Here is an 18,327-nt window from a genome sequence, read left to right as displayed (position 1 = left end):
CTTTTTCTTAAGAAAACAGGCTTGTGAAAAGAGAAAGATTAAATCATAACTCTCATGAGTTTTCTTTTACAATTGTTGATTGGTTTTCTATGAGCATATCACATCCAGACACTGTTCTTATTATTGACTTTGGTTCACAAGTTACACAACTTATTGCACGACGGGTACGAGCAATGGGGGTATATTGTGAAATTGCTCCTTTTCAATTGGCTTTAGAAGTTGTGCGCCGCATAAATCCTAAAGCTATTATTTTATCAGGGAGTCCTTATTCCGTTATTGATGAGGGCTCTCCGCGTGCTCCAATGGAAATTTTTGAGGCGGGTATTCCGATTCTGGGTATTTGCTATGGTGAACAAGTCATGTGTGTTCAGCTTGGAGGAAAGGTTGAAGTTGGGCATGAGCGTGAATTTGGGCGTGCTTTTTTGGAAGTGCAAGAAGAGAGTGCCCTTTTTGATGGAGTGTGGAAAAAAGGTTCTCGTTATCAAGTATGGATGAGCCATGGTGACCGTGTGGCAGTTTTACCAGAAGGTTTTCGTGTCATAGGAACCTCAAAAGGAGCTCCCTATGCGGCTATTGCGGATGAAAAAAGACATTTTTATGCGGTACAGTTTCATCCTGAAGTTATCCATACACCGGATGGTACAAAACTTTTGCAAAATTTTGTTCATAAGATCTCTGCTATTACAGGCAATTGGTCAATGGCTTCTTATCGTGAGCAGGCAATTGCTACGATACGACAAAAAGTTGGGAAAAGTCGTGTGATTTGTGGTCTTTCAGGGGGAGTGGATTCATCTGTTGTAGCGGTACTCCTTCATGAAGCTATAGGAGATCAACTGACATGTATTTTGGTAGACCATGGGCTGATGCGCAAGAATGAAGCTGAAGAAGTTCTCACGCTCTTTCGTGATCACTATAATATAGAGCTTATTCACGTTAATGCTGCTGATGTGTTTCTTAATGCTTTAAAAGGTGAGACAGATCCAGAAAAAAAACGCAAAACAATTGGTCGCCTTTTTATTGAAGTTTTTGAAGAAGAAACGAAAAAAATAGGAGGTGCAGAGTTTTTAGCACAAGGAACACTTTATCCAGATGTTATTGAGAGTGTGTCTGCTATTGGTGAAACGGTAACCATTAAAAGCCATCATAATGTGGGTGGGCTACCAGAACAGATGAAGATGAAACTTGTAGAACCGTTACGTGAGCTCTTTAAGGATGAGGTTCGCTCGCTAGGACGAGAGTTAGGGCTACCGGAGCAGTTTATTGGTCGCCATCCTTTTCCAGGTCCCGGCCTTGCAATTCGGTGTCCAGGTGCTGTAACACGTGAAAAATTAGAAATTTTACGCGAAGCAGATGCTATTTATCTTGAGGAAATCCGTAAGGCCGGTCTTTATGATGAAATTTGGCAAGCTTTTGCTGTTCTTCTTCCAGTTCAAACTGTTGGTGTTATGGGGGATGATCGCACTTATGAATTTGTTTGTGCTCTTCGCGCTGTCACATCTGTAGATGGAATGACCGCTGATTTTTATCCCTATGATATGGCATTTTTAAGTAAGACAGCAGCACGTATTATTAACGAAGTTAGAGGGATTAATCGTGTTGTATATGATGTAACCTCAAAGCCTCCTGGTACTATTGAATGGGAATAATTGAAATGAAGAATAAGCCTTTATCTGACAATCTGTACGTCAATATCGTTTAAAATTGAGAAGTGTGGGATTTTGCATGTCTGAGAAAAAAATTGTTGCACACCGTGGAGGAGCTCATCTTTATCCTGAAAATACCCTTTCAGCATTTAATAATGCTATAGCGTTAGGTGTTGATGAAGTTGAATGCGACGTTCATTTGCTGAAAAGCGGTGAAGTGGTTGTCTTTCACGACTTCCGTTTAGACCAATTGGTTGGGAAAAAGGGGTATATTCACGACATTGATAATGAAACACGCAAACAACTCTGCGTGAAAGGAAGCCAAGAAGCACCTCCCTTATTAGAAGAAGTGCTTGATCTTTTAGCACCAACGAATGTTGCATTGCATCTTGAAATCAAAACATGTGGTGAAGTGGAGCGTGAAACAATATTATCCCAAAAAGCGCTTGCACTAATAAAAAGCCGAAATTTATTAGAACGGGTTTCTGCAATTAGTTTTGATCCTTTTATCCTTCGTCCTTTTATTGAAGCAGGAATACCATCTGGTCCATGTGTTGATAATTTTGAAGGTGATATGTACCGTCATTTTTCTGAATGGAAGCAATTAGGTTATTCTGATCTAAGTTTAGATGGCTCCATTGTTTCACAGAACTTTATTGAATCAGCTCTTGAGGCTGGTTTTACTGTAGGGGTATGGACAATTAATGGAAAAGCTCGGTTATCACATTGGCTTGATATGCCTGTACATTACATTACGACAGATCAACCTGATCTCGCATTGCAATTGCGTGCACAAAGGTAAAAAACACATCAACACAAAAGGAACTATATATTTTCATAAAGCTAGCGTAATAAAAGAATAAAAATTATCTAATATATAACAATAATACATTGATTTATAATGATAATTAATGGTTTATTCATGTGAATAATAGACCTTAATACATAAGATTTTCTTATTTCAAATCTTTTTACAATGAATCAATTCAAATCATTCGTTTGCACATTACAAGCAGGGTTGGTGTGTGGATAAAAAATGATTGAGAAAAGAATAAAAATATTCATTTAACGTATTTTAAATGCAAGATTTGTTGAAGCATTAGGGTCTCACATGATGATGTCGTTTTGCACTCTTATGAAGTGTAAAAGTGATGGTATACAAAAAGTCTTATATACTTTAGTGGAGAGGCTTTATGGCTTATATTATAGGAGCTATCACGAAATGTAGATGTATTGAAAGATTTTTTAACAGCATGGAAATTGGTCATACATTGTCATTTTGTTTTGCGTGAGGGGCGTGATCTTGTTACAGGGAAAGAGACTATTAAGCGCTCAAAATGATTTTTAATTTTAAGAAAAGTTTTATTTGTCTCTTCGTTAATACATAAGAATGCTTATAAAAGAAAATGAATAAATTTAAACAAATTCATTTGACCTTTTGGTGGTTCCTGTTTAAATGAGAGAATATGTTTCTGAAATAAAACTGTCATAGCATGTTCATGTGTAATACTATAAATTTAGGGGTAGTTTGTATTCCATCACTTCAGAAAGGGTGAACCATGAGTCGTTTTTATCTTTCCATAGCGGCCACGGTTGCTATCATAATGTCCACAGCGGGAATAACAGCAAGTTTTGCGCAGACAAAAATCAGCTTTTGGCATTCTATGAGTGGTGAATTAGGAAAGCAAACTGAAAGTCTCATTAACGATTTTAATGCAAGTCAATCTGAGTATAAAGTTGTTTCTTCATATCGCGGTGAATATGAAGAGGGGTTGATTTCACTTATTGCAGCATTTCGTGGAAAGAAACAGCCAGTACTTGCCCAAATTTATGACGTTGGTACTGGAACTATGATGGCTGCAAAAGGCGCAATCTACCCATTTTATCAACTTATGGCTGATACAAAACAAGAATTTGATCCTACAGATTATTTCCCTGCTATTAGTGGTTATTACTCCGATGAACAGGGGCGTATGGTTTCTATGCCATTCAATATTTCAACACCCATCCTTTATTATAACAAAGATATCTTTAAAAAAGCAGGGCTTGATCCAGAACAGCCTCCTAAAACGTGGCAAGATATAGAAAACTTTTCCAAAAAAATTCTTGAGACTAAAGCAGCAACTTGTGGTTTTACAATGGCTTATGCCGCTCAATGGATTGGTATAGAAAATTTTTCAGCGTTGCATAATGTTCCGTTTGGAACAAAGGAAAATGGCTTTAAAGGACTTGATTCAGAACTTACATTTAATGGACCTTTACAAGTGCGTATGTGGACTGACCTGAAAAAGTGGTCTGATCAAGGTATTTTCCGCTATGGTGGTCCAGCAGGTGCATTAGATTCAACACCAATGTTTATGGCACAAAATTGTGCAATTTTTATGCAATCTTCAGGATCACATGCTGGAATTGTTTCTGAAGCTCAGTTTAATGTGGGGGTTGGTATGCTACCGTACTATAAGGATACAGAAGGAGCACCACAAAATTCAGTTATTGGGGGAGCTTCTATTTGGGCGTTTAAGGGCCATACCCCAAAGGAATATGCAGGGGCAGCCGCTTTTCTTAAATTTCTTTCGAAAACAGAAAATCAAGCAAAATGGCATCAGGAGACAGGTTATCTTCCAACCACAAAAACGACTTATGAATTGAGTAAAAAACAACATTTCTATGAAAAAACGCCAGGTGCGGATATAGCTATCAAACAGATTAATCTTAATCCACCAACAGTTAACTCAAAAGGGATAAGATTTGGTAATTTACCACAAATCCGTGCCATTCTTGATCAAGAGTTGGAAGCTGTTCTTAGTGGTTCAAAAACGCCGAAAGATGGTTTAGATGAGACCGTTGAACGTGGAAATAAACTCTTGCGTGAATTTGAAAGATCTAATCATTAATTTCGTTTTATTGTTAAACATTAAAGACTCAACAAAAACAGTTGAGTCCTTTTTGTTTACCTTTTTAAAGTCTCTACATTTAAAGAGCCCTACGAATGCAAGAAAAACATGCATATTTTAAAAATAATCTACTTTCTTATGGACTGCTTTTTCCTCAGCTTTTTGTGACTTTTTTGTTTTTCTTTTGGCCTGCTGCTCAAGCAATAAAATCATCTTTTGAGCGTGAAGACACTTTTGGCTTTACAACAACCTTTATTGGTTTTGAGAATTATCTAACCGTTCTTTCTGATCCTACTTATCGGCAATCGCTTCTTACAACCGCAGTATTTTCCATCTCAGTTACTGTCGCTTCAATGACAATATCACTTCTCTTAGCTGTCTGTGTTGATCGTGTCATCCGTGCAAAAAAGGCTTATACAATGCTTTTGCTTTGGCCCTATGCTGTTGCTCCAGTATTGGCAGGTATATTATGGCTGTTTATCTTTCATCCCACCATCGGAATTATGCCTTTTCTTCTCGAGAAAATAGGAGTGCTATGGAATTATCGTATTAATGGCACTCAAGCAATGATTCTTATTGTCATTGCGGCTAGTTGGAAACAAATTTCTTACAATTTTCTCTTTTTTCTTACAGGTCTTCAGTCTGTTCCGCGTTCTCAAATAGAAGCAGCCGCCATTGATGGTGCTGGTCCCTTTAAACGATTTTGGACAGTGGTCTTCCCGCAAATTTCACCAACGACGTTTTTCCTTCTTATTGTCAATGTCAATTATGTTATGTTTGATACTTTTGGTATTATTGATAATACAACTTCTGGAGGTCCTGCGCGTGCAACGAGCATACTCGTCTATAAAGTATATGACGATGGCTTTAGAAATCAAATAATCGGTGCATCAGCAGCACAATCAACAATATTGATGTTGATGGTTATTGTCTTAACGTTTATCCAGTTTCGCTGGATTGAGCGCCGTGTACAATATTAGGAAACAAATTATGGTTGAAAATCGCCCTGTTTTGAAATTTCTAACCCATATTACTCTCATTGTTGGTATTATCATTATTTGCTTTCCAGTTTATGTTGCTATCATTGCATCAACTCATAGTTCAGCAGCATTTAACTCAGGAACACTTCCTCTTTTGCCTGGGAAATACGCTCTGGAAAATTATAAAACAATCTTTGGTGATGGCCTTGCACGGCTAGGTTTGCCCAACCTCTGGCCACTCTTAATGAATTCATTCATTATGGCTCTTGGGATTAGTATTGGAAAAATTATTATTTCACTTTTGTCTGCTTATGCAATTATTTACATGCGCTTTCCCTTCCGAAAAACTGCTTTTGTTCTTATTTTTGTTACATTGATGCTCCCTGTCGAAGTTCGTATTCTTCCAACCTATGAGATTGTTGCAAAATTGGGGATGGTTAACACCTATAGTGGAATGATTATTCCACTTATTGCATCTGCAACCGCTACATTTTTATTTCGCCAGTTTTTTTTGACTGTTCCAGATGAACTCTTAGAGGCGGCACGTGTTGATGGTGCAGGTCCAGTTAAATTTTTTAAGGATATCCTTCTTCCTCTTAGTAAAAGCAATATCGCTGCCTTATTTATCATTATGTTCATTTATGGATGGATACAATATCTCTGGCCTCTTATCATCACAACGGATCAAAATCATCAAACGATCCTTATTATTTTAAAACAGCTTATTGTCGAATCACTTCAACATGATCCTCAATGGAATATACTCATGGCAGTATCGGTTGTTGCCATGGTTCCCCCTGTTCTTGTTGTTATCTTCATGCAGCGGCTTTTTATCAAAGGCCTTATTGAAACGGAGAAGTAATTGTGGCCATAATCCAGTTATCAAATATAAAAAAACAGTATGACAACGGCATTCTGGTCATTGATGATTTAAACTTAACTGTTGCCGATAAAGAACTTCTTGTTCTTGTCGGTCCTTCAGGGTGCGGAAAATCGACCTTATTACGTATTATAGCAGGACTTGAACAAGTTACCTCAGGTGAATTATGCATTGATAACGAATGTATCAATGATCGTGAACCAGCTGATCGTGATATCGCTATGGTTTTTCAAAATTATGCCCTTTATCCCCATATGACAGTTCGTGGAAATTTAGAATATGGTCTTAAAAATCGTAAAACCCCTAAAGAAGAAATTAAAAAACGTATCGCACATGCTGCAAAGCTTTTGGAGATAGAACCATTTCTTGATCGTAAACCACGACAATTATCAGGAGGACAACGCCAGCGTGTTGCAATGGGGCGTGTGATTGTACGTCAACCCCGTGTTTTTCTCTTTGATGAACCTCTTTCAAATCTTGATGCAAAATTACGGGCGCAAATGTGTATTGAAATAAAAACACTACAGCGTTCATTAGGAACAACGAGCCTCTATGTTACCCATGATCAACTAGAAGCTATGACATTAGCTGATAGAATAGTCGTTTTGAATAAAGGAGCTATCGAGCAAATTGGAACACCAATGGAAATTTACGATACTCCAGCAACAACATTTGTTGCTGATTTTATTGGTTCTCCTCCTATGAATTTTCTTGATCGCCATGTCTTAGAACAACATTTAGGGCATTCATTTACTTATGGCGAAGAAACTGATCTTTTAGCATTCAGACCTGAAATAATCTTATTGGGCGAACATCCAGATAAAGGACCAGTCTTTCACACAAAAATTGAGCTTATCAAGCCTATTGGAACAGGTTGCCATGTTTTAACGCGTTGGAATGGTATCATCTTTACGATTGAAATAAAAGAACGCTTGACACACGACTATGGTCAAAAACTAAGTTTCACAGTTGCTCATCAGAATTTTCATACTTTTAATAAAAACACAGGAAAGCGCACAAATAATAAGTAAGCATTAATTGATGTGACACGACTCTCTTTTATGCTGCGTCATGATAATGTTGCTTTTTGACTTTCTCGATTACATTTACAAAATCAGGTTGTAACCGGCGGGATTAAAAACAAAATTTTAATAGTTTTGGTAATGATCCATTGTCCCATGGCGCTGAGAATGTCAAAACATTTATATGAAAAAATTTTGCGGTTTCACGGTCTGTAAGAAGAATATTATTTTCAAACATCATTTTCATTATAAAAAACAACATATTATCATATGTTTCTTGATGTAATAATTTATGTATCTTATAAAAAGTAAATGAGAGAAATAGAGAGAAAAATGCGTCACAGATAAGGGAGGATGCACCCCATATCTTAGCTTTGATCCCTAACATAAGAAGTCTATTTGATCCACAAAATACGACGCTGTTCTAAATAGTCTGTACGAGAATAGGCGCATTCTATTTTACCGCTGACCATATGATCTAAAATGATTTCAGAGCTCCTATAAGAAGCATTTGTTTTTTCTACCAATCACATAAATTAGAGAGAAACCTATGCGCGCATGCTACAAGTTTATTTTTTCTCATGTAAATCACTATGCAATTCTCAGCGAGGGTATCTGATAAGTTGCAAAAAAATCACTGAGATATAGAAGGCGTGCTTGTTTTAGAATTTTCATGACTGTTAACGATAAAAGCAGATGAAACACATCTGTAACATCTCATCGATCTTTCTATAGTCTTGAGTTAAAAATTGCCTATAGATCATCCTAAAACAGATCTTTATGAATATAACATAAGGGATTGGTGCGAACACCTATAAGAATCAGCAGAGACAAAGACAGTTATATTATTGTTTTGCAAAGCATTTTATAAAAGCTGGTATATTTTTCAATGTATTGCCAGTCTATTAATGGTTTTATGATATTACTTTCTTATAAAGCGCGTGCTTTTTTGTTGCTTATAAATCAACCTAAACTTTATACAGCAGTATGTTTGAGATAAATATGAAGACGGTTTGGTGCTGTATTCAGTTTTTGTATGTCAGAGTGGAATAAGCTTGTCTTCTTATGTAATTTCTAAAATGAGGAGACAGCTTAATTTAGGGAGAATATGAAAGCATCAAGATAAAAAATAGTTTCTATCTTTAGCATCATCTTTTAATTTAGTATTGCGATTTTCAAAAAAAATCTGAGCCAATGTCTCTTACATAATGGAGATTACGCATTGCTGAACACATTTTTTTATTACGTTCTTTGAATAGAGTTGCACCTCTCATACAAAACAGAATACCTAAACAGAAGGCTATTGGGTTGCCAATTCACGCACTTGTTTTAAAAAATATCTTACAAGGTTGTTTCAACTATTTTTTCACGCAGTCTTTTATGAGTGGTATAACATAAAATCCATAGTGTATCGCCATCTTTATGCTTATAAAAATGCAAGCTGGGGACATCATCATACTCTCTTTCAGTCTCCAACATTGCAAAAATTATTGTGTTGAGACTCTTTAGAAGAGGCATTTTTTCTTCAAGTGGTTTTTATTCATACGCTAATCCCACTTGCATGTTATAAATGGGGTTGGATAGATAAAAATATTTTAAGAAAGAGACACCAAATGCTTCTTATGAATCGTTTCAAGTGTCGAGAGTTATTGTAAAAGAATCATTGAAAAGTAGAGTGCTACTGCTAATGATTTGGGCACCATGAGGTAATAAATCCACTTACTTTATCTATCTTAGAATCTATTGAATATAAATTTCTCTGTAAAAGTCACTTTATTTCATATCAATGTTATCAATTATAGATGTTGGGCATCATTAGTAATATAATCATAGACTTATGATTTTATGAACTCTTTTTTATCTCTTTTGTAGAAGATCTTAATGTTTTGTGATGGCATCAATGATGGTATTCACATTATGTTCCATCATATCGAGATAAGTTGCTGCTGGACCATTTTTGTTTGACAATGCATCAGAATAAAGTGTTCCACCAATTGTTAAGCCTGTTTCTTTTGCAATCTGTTTTATGAGACGGGGATTAGAGATATTTTCAACGAATAGTGCAGCTGCTTTATTCGCTTTAATTTGTTTGATAAGTTTAGCAACATCGGCTGCGGATGCTTCAGCTTCTGTTGAAGCACTTTGAGGGGCAAGGATAGTAAAACCATATTCCTTGGCAAAATAGCCAAAGGCGTCATGAGATGTGATAATGATACGTTTATCTTTAGGAATGGTAGCAATTTTTGTTTTCAGGGTATCTTGTGCTATTTTAAGTTTTTGAATGTAGGTTTCGGCATTTTTTTTGTAGCTGGTGCAGGATTGTGGATCGATTTTACAAAAAGCAGCAGCGATATTCTTCACATAGATTTTGACATTGGGAATGGTTTGCCAAGCGTGTGGATCAATAACGCTGTGGTGGTGATGGGCATTATGTTCTTGATTTTTCATTTTGAGGGAGGGAATGTTAGCGCTAACTTCGACAAGAAGTGCTTTTGTACCACTTGCTGTAATGAGGCGATCAATAAATCCTTCTAAATGAAGCCCGTTGATGAAAATAATTTGAGCATTTCTAAGAGCTTGAGCATCATGGGGGGTAGGTTCATAAGTGTGGGTATTCGCATTGGGACCTACAAAAGTGGTCATAGAGATATGGTTGTCTCCTACATTTTTGACGAGATCTGCGAGAATAGAAAAGCTCGCAACAACTTTGATTTTATTGTGTGCAGAAGCAGAAAATGGAGAAAGGGCAAGCAATAAAGCTCCAAGAAGAGCAAATTTTTGAGCAAACTTAGGCACATTTTTTTCCTTAAAGTGAGGAGGTATAAAAGAGGTGGGGAAACCATGTTACAATAAAGCCACGTGGACTTATCAAACAGGAAACAAGATAAATAAATCCTGCGGCAATGATGATAGCAGGGCCGGAGGGAAGTGAAAGATGAAAAGAAAGCAGAAGACCACATACGCTAGAAATGATTCCAAAAAGAGTGGAAAGCGCGCAAATAGGGCCTAGCCGTGAAAACCAAAAACGGGCTGTAATGGCTGGAATCATCATAATGCCAACGGAGAGTAATGTTCCTAGTGATTGAAAGCCTCCAACCAGATTCAACACCACAAGTCCAAGCAATGAAATATGAATATATTTACTCAATGGAGAGAGTGATTTAAAAAAGAGGGGGTCAAAGCTTTCTAAAACGAGTGCACGCCAAAAAATACAAAGGCTGCATAGTGTAATCAGCATTATAGTAGCGATTAACCAAAGGGCTTGTGCATCAAGTGCAAGAACCGATCCGAATAAGAGATGAAGCAGCTCAATTGTTGAGTCTTTCAGTGAGATAATAATGACACCTGCCGCGAGTGCAATAAGATAAAAGACGGTCATGGATGCATCTTCTTTCTGAAAGCTGTTTCGTGAAATCAAAATGGTTGCTAAAGCAACAATAAGACCAGCGAAGATGCCACCAAGTGTCATAGATATGAGGGAAAAACCACAAATCAGAAAAGCAGTTGCAACACCAGGAAGAATGGCATGAGAGATAGCATCTCCTGTCAAGCTCATTCCACGGAGCATCAAAAACACACCAACAGGACAAGCGCTAATAGACAGGAAAATAGAACCGATAAGGGCGTTTTGCATAAATTGGAAATCAACAAAGGGGGCAAGAAAAAATGCATACACGTCTTATAACCTAAGAAAGAGAGGATCATTGATGGGAAGATTTTGTTTTTGTGCGCTAACAGGGAAAGAATTGGATGAGAGAGGTGGCATAACGTGATGAATGGTGTTGTTTAAAAACTGTGTTGTTTCTCCATAAAAGGCGTTTTGTTGATCAATTTGAATCATTTGGGGGAAAAATTCTTGCACGATGAGAGGGTTATGGAGTGCGGTGAGAATTGTGCGTCCTTGCTGTTGCCAGTATGTGATCAGTGCAAGAAGGTCTTTTTGGGTACTATGATCTACACCATTGAAAGGTTCATCAAGCAAAATAATATTGGCATCTTGCACAATGATACGCGCAAAAAGAGCGCGTTGTAATTGCCCGCCTGATAATGTTTCAAGTGAACGGGGTGCGAGTTCTGTAAGCCCAACCATTTTAAGCGCATTTTGAATCTTAGAATCATAAGGGCGCTGATTTTTCCATAATCCACAAAAAGACCACAGTCCTGTTTTTACAAGCGTTTTCACATCAATTGGAAATGTTTGATCTATATCACATTGCTGAGCAAGATAAGCAATGCGACTTTTTTTTTGTTTTATAATTTTTCCCTTAAGAGGTTTAATCAATCCGGCGATGGCTTTTAGCAGTGTCGATTTTCCAGCGCCATTATCACCTGTTATTGCGACCAATGAACCAGCTTTTAACTTTGCTGAAAAGTTCTTTATTGCTATTCTATTCCTATAGCCTAATGTTGTCTTATTGAAGAGCAGATCCATATTTTTTACCATCGTTGCTTATTATTTTGGAAACTATGTAATAATATAACGTTTGTCAACAAAATGTTATATTATTACATAGTTTTGAGTACTGAAAATTTTAGTGGGAAGATCGTGGAAAATTAAAAATAATAATTGAATTCACCTTGACGAAAGAGAGAGAGTATATACTATATATAGTATCAAAATGATTGGTGATTCTAAATAAGCACAAGAGAGGGTGTTAGTGTGTTTCGTTTGGTATCTAAGTTATTTCCATTATTGTAAAGAGTTTATTGACCAAGGGTATAGCAGTATTTTTGCTGAAGGATCTCTTTTGGAAGGATTCCCTTTCATTTTTGTAATTGATTTTTGCCGTAAAAGAGTAAAACAGAGCTCTTGGAAAACGGTAGTTTAGAACGTTAGTTTTTTAGACAGCAGGAGGGAATTGTAATGCAAGCAAAAGATTATTTTATAACTAGGGGACTTTGCCATTTAAGTTGTAGAATAATCTCTTATTCTCATCATAGTCTTTGAAGTTATTTGATGAGGAATTCTGTTATATTCAGGAAGCTGTGTACTATTTGAAAAATAACCACATGCTTTGCGTACAATTTCTATTTTTTGTTATTCTTGAGTACCTATAAAATTATTAGATTGACCTTTGAGGGTTGATTGTTTGGAATTGTGAAAGTTGAAGAAAATGTCGATCACTATTTATAGTAAACCATCTTGTGTCCAATGTGATGCTACACGCCGCGCTTTTGATGCAAAAGGCATTCGTTATCGTGTTGTTGATATTTCCTGTGATGAACAAGCATACAGTTTTGTTCAATCTCTGGGGTATCGTCAGGTTCCTGTCGTTGTTTGTGGTGAAAATCATTGGTCTGGTTTTAGACCAGATATGATTAGTGGTCTTTGTGCTTAATGGGGCTTATTGTTTATTATTCGAGTGCAACGGGTAATACACAGCATTTTGTCTCGCAGCTTGGTCAACGACTCTTCAAAATTGATAAAAGAAAGCCTTCTGCATTGGTTGGTGAACCTTATGTACTGGTTGTTCCTACATATGCAGATGGTGAAGGAAGAGGGGCAGTGCCGAAAGCCGTTGTCCAGTTTCTTAATGAAGCTGAGAACCGAAAATTAATTTGTGGTGTTATTGGCGGTGGGAATCGTAATTTTGGTCGCTATTATAATTTAGCAAGTAAAATTATTGCTGAAAAATGTTGTGTACCTTGCCTTTATCGTTTTGAGCTGCGTGGAACTGATGAAGACGTTATTTATGTAAAAAAGGGATTGGAAATATTTTGGAAACAATTGGTATAGGACAATCGCAGAAATCGGATCAGATTACTGATTATCATGCGCTGAATGCAATGCTTAATCTTTATGATGAAAATGGTCATATTCAATTTGATATGGATCGGCTTGCCGCACGGCAATATTTTCTTCAGCATGTTAATCAAAATACAGTTTTTTTTCATAACCTGAAGGAAAAAATAGATTACTTAATAGAAGAAGGTTATTATGAAAAAGCTTTATTTGAGCTTTATGATTTTTCTTTTATTAAAAAACTTTTTAAACGTGCTTATGCATTTAAGTTTCGTTTTCCTACCTTTTTAGGCGCATTTAAGTATTATACCAGCTATACACTGAAGACTTTTGATGGGAAACGTTATCTTGAACGTTATGAAGATCGCGTCTGTCTTGTAGCTTTATATTTGGCACAAGGGAATAAAGCTCTTGCTGAAAATTTTGTGGATGAAATTATTACAGGACGTTTTCAACCGGCAACACCGACATTTTTAAATGCTGGGAAAAAACAACGAGGTGAATTGGTTTCGTGTTTTTTGCTACGTGTTGAAGATAATATGGAATCGATAGGTCGTGCGGTTAATTCGGCTTTGCAGCTTTCAAAACGTGGTGGAGGTGTGGCGCTTTGTTTAACGAATTTGCGGGAAGCAGGGGCACCAATTAAGCAAATAGAAAATCAGTCCTCAGGTGTTTTACCGGTGATGAAACTCTTGGAAGATTCTTTTTCTTATGCCAATCAGCTTGGGGCACGACAGGGGGCTGGAGCTGTTTATTTGCATGCTCATCATTTAGATATTATGAAATTTTTGGATACAAAGCGTGAAAATGCTGATGAAAAAGTTAGAATTAAAACGCTTTCGCTTGGTGTCGTTATTCCTGATATTACTTTTGAGCTTGCACGGAATAATGAGGATATGTATCTCTTCTCATCGTATGATATCGAGCGTGTGACAGGTAAGCCTTTTAGCGATATTTCTTTAACGGAGCATTATCGTTCTTTTGTTGATAATGCAAAGATTCGTAAAAAGAAAATAAGTGCACGCGTTTTTTTCCAGACATTAGCGGAAATTCAATTTGAGTCCGGTTATCCCTATATTTTATTTGAGGATACTGCTAATCGATCGAATCCGATAGCTGGGCGCATAAGTATGAGCAATTTATGTTCAGAAATTTTGCAGGTGAGTGAGGCGAGTGAACTGGAGACAGATTTAACTTATCGCACGATTGGAAGTGATATATCCTGTAATCTTGGATCCATGAATATTGCCAAAGCAATGGAAAGTCCTGATTTTGGACAGACCGTGGAATCTGCTGTTCGTGCTCTTACTGCTGTTTCGGATATGAGCAATATTGCCTGTGTGCCTTCCATTGCGAAAGGCAATGCTGAAAGTCATGCGATTGGTTTGGGACAAATGAATTTGCATGGGTTTCTAGCGCGTGAGCAGATCTATTATGGGTCTCCAGAAGCGATTGATTTTACCAATATCTATTTTTATATTGTGACATATCATGCCATACGGGCTTCCAATTTAATTGCGCACGAACGTCAAGAAATGTTTGCAGGGTTTGAAAAATCAGCTTATGCAGATGGAAGTTTTTTCGAAAAATATATTGAAAAAGAATGGAAACCGCAATTTGCGCTTGTGCAAGAGCTTTTTGCACGGAATAATATTGTTATCCCAGATCAAAAGGATTGGCAGGAACTCAAAAAATTAGTTATTGAGTATGGGCTTTATAACCGCAATTTGCAGGCAGTTCCACCTACGGGATCTATTTCCTATATTAATCATGCCACTTCTTCTATTCATCCAATTGCTTCAAAAATTGAAATTCGCAAAGAGGGAAAAATTGGACGCGTTTATTATCCCGCTCCTTATATGGATAATACGAATTTGAATTTTTACCAAGATGCTTATGAGATTGGCCCTGAAAAAATTATAGATACCTATGCTGCTGCAACACAGCATGTTGATCAAGGTCTTTCATTAACATTATTTTTTCCTGATACAGCGACCACACGTGATATTAACCGCGCACAAATTTATGCTTGGAAAAAGGGTATCAAGAGTATTTACTATGTACGGTTACGGCAAGTAGCATTAAGTGGAACGGAAGTTGATGGCTGTGTTTCTTGCAGTTTATAGGAGATCATCATATGACAAAGATTACAACCAAAAATCCTGTTGTGTGCGCTGTTAATTGGAATAGATTACATGATGAGAAGGATCTTGAAGTATGGAATCGCTTAACTGGGAATTTTTGGTTACCTGAGAAGGTTCCACTTTCCAATGACATTCCCTCATGGTCAAGCTTAACGGATGAAGAACGTAAATTGACAATTCGTGTTTTTACAGGACTAACGCTTTTAGATACAATTCAAAACACTGTAGGAGCCATTTCGCTTCTGGCTGATGCGATAACAGAGCATGAGGAGGCAGTTTTGACGAATATTGCCTTCATGGAAGCGGTTCATGCACGTTCTTATTCCTCTATTTTTTCAACCCTTTGTTCGACGGTAGAAGTTGATGACGCGTTTAGATGGTCAGAAGAAAATATTCATTTGCAGAAAAAGGCTAGATTAGTACTTGAGCGTTATGAAGCAAATGATCCACTTAAGAAAAAAATTGCTTCGACTTTGCTGGAAAGCTTTTTATTTTATTCTGGTTTTTATTTGCCCATGTATTGGGCCAGTCGCGCTAAGTTGACCAATACAGCAGACCTCATTCGACTAATCATTCGTGATGAAGCAGTCCATGGTTATTATATAGGTTATAAATTCCAATTGGGCTTTGCAAAGCTTGATGAAGCCAAAAGACAAGAAATTAAAGATTTTGCTTTTAACCTGCTCTTTGATCTTTATAACATTGAGTGCAAATATACTGAAGATCTTTATGATGCGCTTGGATTGACAGAAGATGTTAAAATTTTTCTTCATTATAATGCAAACAAGGCTTTAATGAATTTAGGTTTTGAAGCTCTTTTCCCCCCTGAGGTTTGTCGTGTTAATCCCGCTATTTTGGCAGCTTTATCACCAAACTCTGACGAAAATCACGACTTTTTTTCAGGGGCAGGTTCTTCTTATGTCATCGGCAAGGCGGTTGCTACCACGGATGATGATTGGGAATTTTAATGTTTGCATGCAAATAGAAGTGCGCGGGGTATTCCACTTAGATCTTTGCGCACTTCTAAACATTGAAAACCATTTTTTTCGAACAAATTGCAGACTTCATTTTCTTGAGAGAAACCAATTTCAACAGCGATATAGCCGTTTTCTTTTAAGTAGTTGGCTGCTTCATGGGCGAGTTTTCGATAAAAATCAAGTCCATCTTCTCCTCCTATCAGAGCGCGCAATGGGTCATGTAAGCGCACTTCTTTTGCAAGTTTTTTGATATCTTTTGCGGGAATATAAGGTGGATTGGAAACAATAAAATCAAAGCGATCTGCGACAGAATCAAACCAGTCGCTAAGAAGAGGTGTGAAGCGGTGTGCTACTTCAGCATTTTTTGCATTTTTTTTTGCTGTTCTAAGGGCATCTTCAGAAATATCGACTGCCACCGCATAGGATTGGGGAATTTGTTTAAGGAGTGCAATAGCAATGGCGCCACTTCCTGTTCCCATATCAAGGAATGTTGTTTTTCTCGAATTTTCGACCTGTTTTTGGAGAAAAGGGAGAACAAGATCTATCAGCGTTTCTGTATCAGGGCGAGGTTCTAACGTCTCTTGAGACAATGTAAAAGATATACCATAAAATTCTCGTGCTCCTATAATACGGTAAACGGGTTCGCCTGCAATACGCCGTTGTAAAGCTTGTTCTATTTGTATAATATGCTCAGAAGATAGATGCATATCTGGTTTAGAAATTCTTTCAGCAGCATTTATTCCTGTTATCCATTCAACGAGTATTTTCGCATCGAGATCGGCTTCAGCAATTCCTTTCGTGCGCAATTTTTCTTGCATTTGTTGGATGACATTCTTGAAAGAATATTTGCTCAATTATTATCCATTTCCATCAGCAGTGTTGTTTGATGATCTGAGATGAGTGCATGAAGAAGCTCATCAAGATCTCCCTCTAGAATGCGATCAAGCTTATACAAGGTTAGATTAATACGGTGATCCGTGACACGTCCTTGTGGAAAATTATAGGTACGAATACGTTCTGAGCGATCACCAGAACCAACTTGGCTTTTACGAGAAGCTGAACGTTCACTTTCCGCTTTTTGTCGTTCGATATCGAATAAGCGTGCCCGTAAAATTTGAAGGGCTCTTGCTCGGTTTTGATGTTGTGATTTTTCTGCTTGTACGACCATAATTCCTGTTGGAATATGCGTGATACGAACAGCTGAATCCGTTGTATTAACATGCTGTCCTCCTGCTCCGGATGCACGCATTGTGTCGATACGAATATCTTCAGGACGAATATCAATATCAATATCTTCAGCTTCTGGAAGCACAGCAACGGTAGCAGCAGATGTATGGATACGTCCACCTGTTTCTGTTTCAGGGATGCGTTGCACACGATGAACCCCTGATTCATATTTCAATTTAGAAAAGACACCTTTTCCTGAAATGGTAGCAATAATCTCTTTATATCCGCCAACTTCCCCCTCACTAAGTGAAATAACTTCTACTTTCCAATGGTGAGCATGGGCATAACGTTCATACATGCGGAAAAGATCACCGGAAAAAAGTGCTGCTTCTGATCCACCCGTTCCTGCACGAATTTCAACAATAGCGTTTTTTTCATCAGCAACATCTTTAGGCAAAAGCAGAATCTGGAGTTCTTTTTCAAATTGCTCTACTTTTTTATATAACGATGGTAGCTCTTCTTGGGCAAGATTACGCATCTCTATATCTGTTTGTTTATCGTTGATAATCGTTTCTAATTCTGTAATCTCTTCGTAAAGAGCATTTAATGCGCGTATAGAGGCAATAACGGGTTGTAGTTCTGCATATTCAGAAGCTAATTTAACATATGTTTCAGCATTTGGATTCGTCGTCATTTGGCTTTCAATTATTTCAAAGCGCTTTTCAAGCTGTCTCATACGATCTTGTGGCAAGGAAACCATGATAATATTGGCCTAATTTTTTATAATACAATTTTTTATAATATTTTGTTGCAATGATTTTTTGTTATAATATTGGCAATGAATTACCGTATAGCATCATACAAAGAGGGGTAATAA

General features: G+C 37.2%; 15 protein-coding genes and 1 pseudogene. 10 read left to right on the top strand and 6 right to left on the bottom strand.

Annotation, left to right across the window (positions count from 1 at the left end; translation table 11 throughout):
- Positions 1-89 precede the first annotated feature (89 nt).
- The 6 genes from guaA to ACFILY_RS06020 all read left to right on the top strand — a co-directional run bounded on the left by guaA (position 90) and on the right by ACFILY_RS06020 (position 7,428).
- Positions 90-1,646, top strand: a complete 1,557-nt coding sequence (guaA, locus tag ACFILY_RS06045) for a glutamine-hydrolyzing GMP synthase (protein ID WP_375637608.1) — start codon at positions 90-92, stop codon at positions 1,644-1,646.
- A 76-nt stretch (positions 1,647-1,722) separates the two neighbouring features.
- A complete protein-coding gene (locus tag ACFILY_RS06040) occupies positions 1,723-2,445 on the top strand; it encodes a glycerophosphodiester phosphodiesterase family protein (protein WP_273790616.1) in 723 nt (240 codons plus the stop codon).
- A 757-nt stretch (positions 2,446-3,202) separates the two neighbouring features.
- Entirely contained in the window at positions 3,203-4,537 is a 1,335-nt protein-coding gene (ugpB, locus tag ACFILY_RS06035; RefSeq protein WP_375631091.1) for a sn-glycerol-3-phosphate ABC transporter substrate-binding protein UgpB, read from the top strand.
- Positions 4,538-4,632: 95 nt separating this feature from the next.
- A complete protein-coding gene (ugpA, locus tag ACFILY_RS06030; protein ID WP_375637592.1) occupies positions 4,633-5,517 on the top strand; it encodes a sn-glycerol-3-phosphate ABC transporter permease UgpA in 885 nt (294 codons plus the stop codon).
- A 10-nt stretch (positions 5,518-5,527) separates the two neighbouring features.
- Positions 5,528-6,379, top strand: coding sequence for a sn-glycerol-3-phosphate ABC transporter permease UgpE (gene ugpE / locus ACFILY_RS06025; RefSeq protein WP_375637593.1), 852 nt, complete (start codon positions 5,528-5,530; stop codon positions 6,377-6,379).
- A gap of 2 nt (positions 6,380-6,381) precedes the next feature.
- Positions 6,382-7,428 (top strand): sn-glycerol-3-phosphate import ATP-binding protein UgpC, encoded by a 1,047-nt coding sequence (locus ACFILY_RS06020; protein ID WP_375637594.1) that lies wholly within the window; start codon positions 6,382-6,384, stop codon positions 7,426-7,428.
- Positions 7,429-7,456: 28 nt separating this feature from the next.
- Here ACFILY_RS06020 and ACFILY_RS06015 read toward each other — a convergent pair.
- The 4 genes and pseudogenes from ACFILY_RS06015 to ACFILY_RS06000 all read right to left on the bottom strand — a co-directional run bounded on the left by ACFILY_RS06015 (position 7,457) and on the right by ACFILY_RS06000 (position 11,851).
- Positions 7,457-7,657: pseudogene (locus ACFILY_RS06015) on the bottom strand (DNA-binding protein).
- Positions 7,658-9,297: 1,640 nt separating this feature from the next.
- Positions 9,298-10,215: a metal ABC transporter solute-binding protein, Zn/Mn family gene (locus tag ACFILY_RS06010; RefSeq protein WP_375631087.1), complete on the bottom strand. Its 918-nt coding sequence runs from the start codon at positions 10,213-10,215 to the stop codon at positions 9,298-9,300.
- A gap of 10 nt (positions 10,216-10,225) precedes the next feature.
- Positions 10,226-11,095, bottom strand: coding sequence for a metal ABC transporter permease (locus ACFILY_RS06005; RefSeq protein ID WP_375631086.1), 870 nt, complete (start codon positions 11,093-11,095; stop codon positions 10,226-10,228).
- 3 nt (positions 11,096-11,098) lie between these two features.
- Complete coding sequence (locus ACFILY_RS06000; protein WP_273790609.1) at positions 11,099-11,851, bottom strand: ABC transporter ATP-binding protein; 753 nt, start codon at positions 11,849-11,851, stop codon at positions 11,099-11,101.
- 682 nt (positions 11,852-12,533) lie between these two features.
- On the opposite strand from ACFILY_RS06000, the gene nrdH reads away from it, so the two are divergent.
- The 4 genes from nrdH to nrdF are packed head-to-tail and all read left to right on the top strand — an operon-like array spanning position 12,534 to position 16,274.
- Positions 12,534-12,758 (top strand): glutaredoxin-like protein NrdH, encoded by a 225-nt coding sequence (nrdH, locus tag ACFILY_RS05995; protein WP_273790608.1) that lies wholly within the window; start codon positions 12,534-12,536, stop codon positions 12,756-12,758.
- The gene (gene nrdI, locus ACFILY_RS05990) at positions 12,758-13,156 is read left to right on the top strand and encodes a class Ib ribonucleoside-diphosphate reductase assembly flavoprotein NrdI (RefSeq protein WP_273790607.1); all 399 of its coding nucleotides are present in this window, start codon (positions 12,758-12,760) and stop codon (positions 13,154-13,156) included. The genes nrdH and nrdI overlap by 1 nt, the downstream gene beginning before the upstream one ends.
- Complete coding sequence (nrdE, locus tag ACFILY_RS05985) at positions 13,138-15,288, top strand: class 1b ribonucleoside-diphosphate reductase subunit alpha (RefSeq protein ID WP_273790606.1); 2,151 nt, start codon at positions 13,138-13,140, stop codon at positions 15,286-15,288. Before nrdI ends, nrdE begins: the two co-directional genes overlap by 19 nt.
- An 11-nt stretch (positions 15,289-15,299) precedes the next feature.
- Positions 15,300-16,274, top strand: a complete 975-nt coding sequence (nrdF, locus tag ACFILY_RS05980) for a class 1b ribonucleoside-diphosphate reductase subunit beta (protein ID WP_273722534.1) — start codon at positions 15,300-15,302, stop codon at positions 16,272-16,274.
- Here the strand turns inward: nrdF and prmC are convergent.
- A complete protein-coding gene (gene prmC, locus ACFILY_RS05975; RefSeq protein ID WP_273790605.1) occupies positions 16,271-17,137 on the bottom strand; it encodes a peptide chain release factor N(5)-glutamine methyltransferase in 867 nt (288 codons plus the stop codon). The genes nrdF and prmC overlap by 4 nt on opposite strands.
- Complete coding sequence (gene prfA, locus ACFILY_RS05970) at positions 17,134-18,210, bottom strand: peptide chain release factor 1 (RefSeq protein WP_375631085.1); 1,077 nt, start codon at positions 18,208-18,210, stop codon at positions 17,134-17,136. The genes prmC and prfA overlap by 4 nt, the downstream gene beginning before the upstream one ends.
- Positions 18,211-18,327 lie beyond the last annotated feature (117 nt).

Source organism: Bartonella sp. CL25QHWL (genome assembly GCF_042195335.1).
GTDB lineage: Bacteria > Pseudomonadota > Alphaproteobacteria > Rhizobiales > Rhizobiaceae > Bartonella.
Note: the sequence above shows the minus strand (reverse complement) of the source record. Positions and strands in the feature narration are given on the sequence as shown.

What these genes read in the sequence shown, in the direction of transcription:
- nrdH (WP_273790608.1), top strand. Translation starts at nt 12,534, where the DNA reads ATGTCGATCACTATTTATAGTAAACCATCTTGTGTCCAATGTGATGCT.
- ACFILY_RS06040 (WP_273790616.1), top strand. Translation starts at nt 1,723, where the DNA reads ATGTCTGAGAAAAAAATTGTTGCACACCGTGGAGGAGCTCATCTTTAT.
- ugpA (WP_375637592.1), top strand. Translation starts at nt 4,633, where the DNA reads ATGCAAGAAAAACATGCATATTTTAAAAATAATCTACTTTCTTATGGA.
- nrdI (WP_273790607.1), top strand. Translation starts at nt 12,758, where the DNA reads ATGGGGCTTATTGTTTATTATTCGAGTGCAACGGGTAATACACAGCAT.
- ugpE (WP_375637593.1), top strand. Translation starts at nt 5,528, where the DNA reads ATGGTTGAAAATCGCCCTGTTTTGAAATTTCTAACCCATATTACTCTC.
- prfA (WP_375631085.1), bottom strand. Translation starts at nt 18,210, where the DNA reads ATGGTTTCCTTGCCACAAGATCGTATGAGACAGCTTGAAAAGCGCTTT.
- nrdF (WP_273722534.1), top strand. Translation starts at nt 15,300, where the DNA reads ATGACAAAGATTACAACCAAAAATCCTGTTGTGTGCGCTGTTAATTGG.
- guaA (WP_375637608.1), top strand. Translation starts at nt 90, where the DNA reads ATGAGCATATCACATCCAGACACTGTTCTTATTATTGACTTTGGTTCA.
- ugpB (WP_375631091.1), top strand. Translation starts at nt 3,203, where the DNA reads ATGAGTCGTTTTTATCTTTCCATAGCGGCCACGGTTGCTATCATAATG.
- ACFILY_RS06000 (WP_273790609.1), bottom strand. Translation starts at nt 11,851, where the DNA reads ATGGATCTGCTCTTCAATAAGACAACATTAGGCTATAGGAATAGAATA.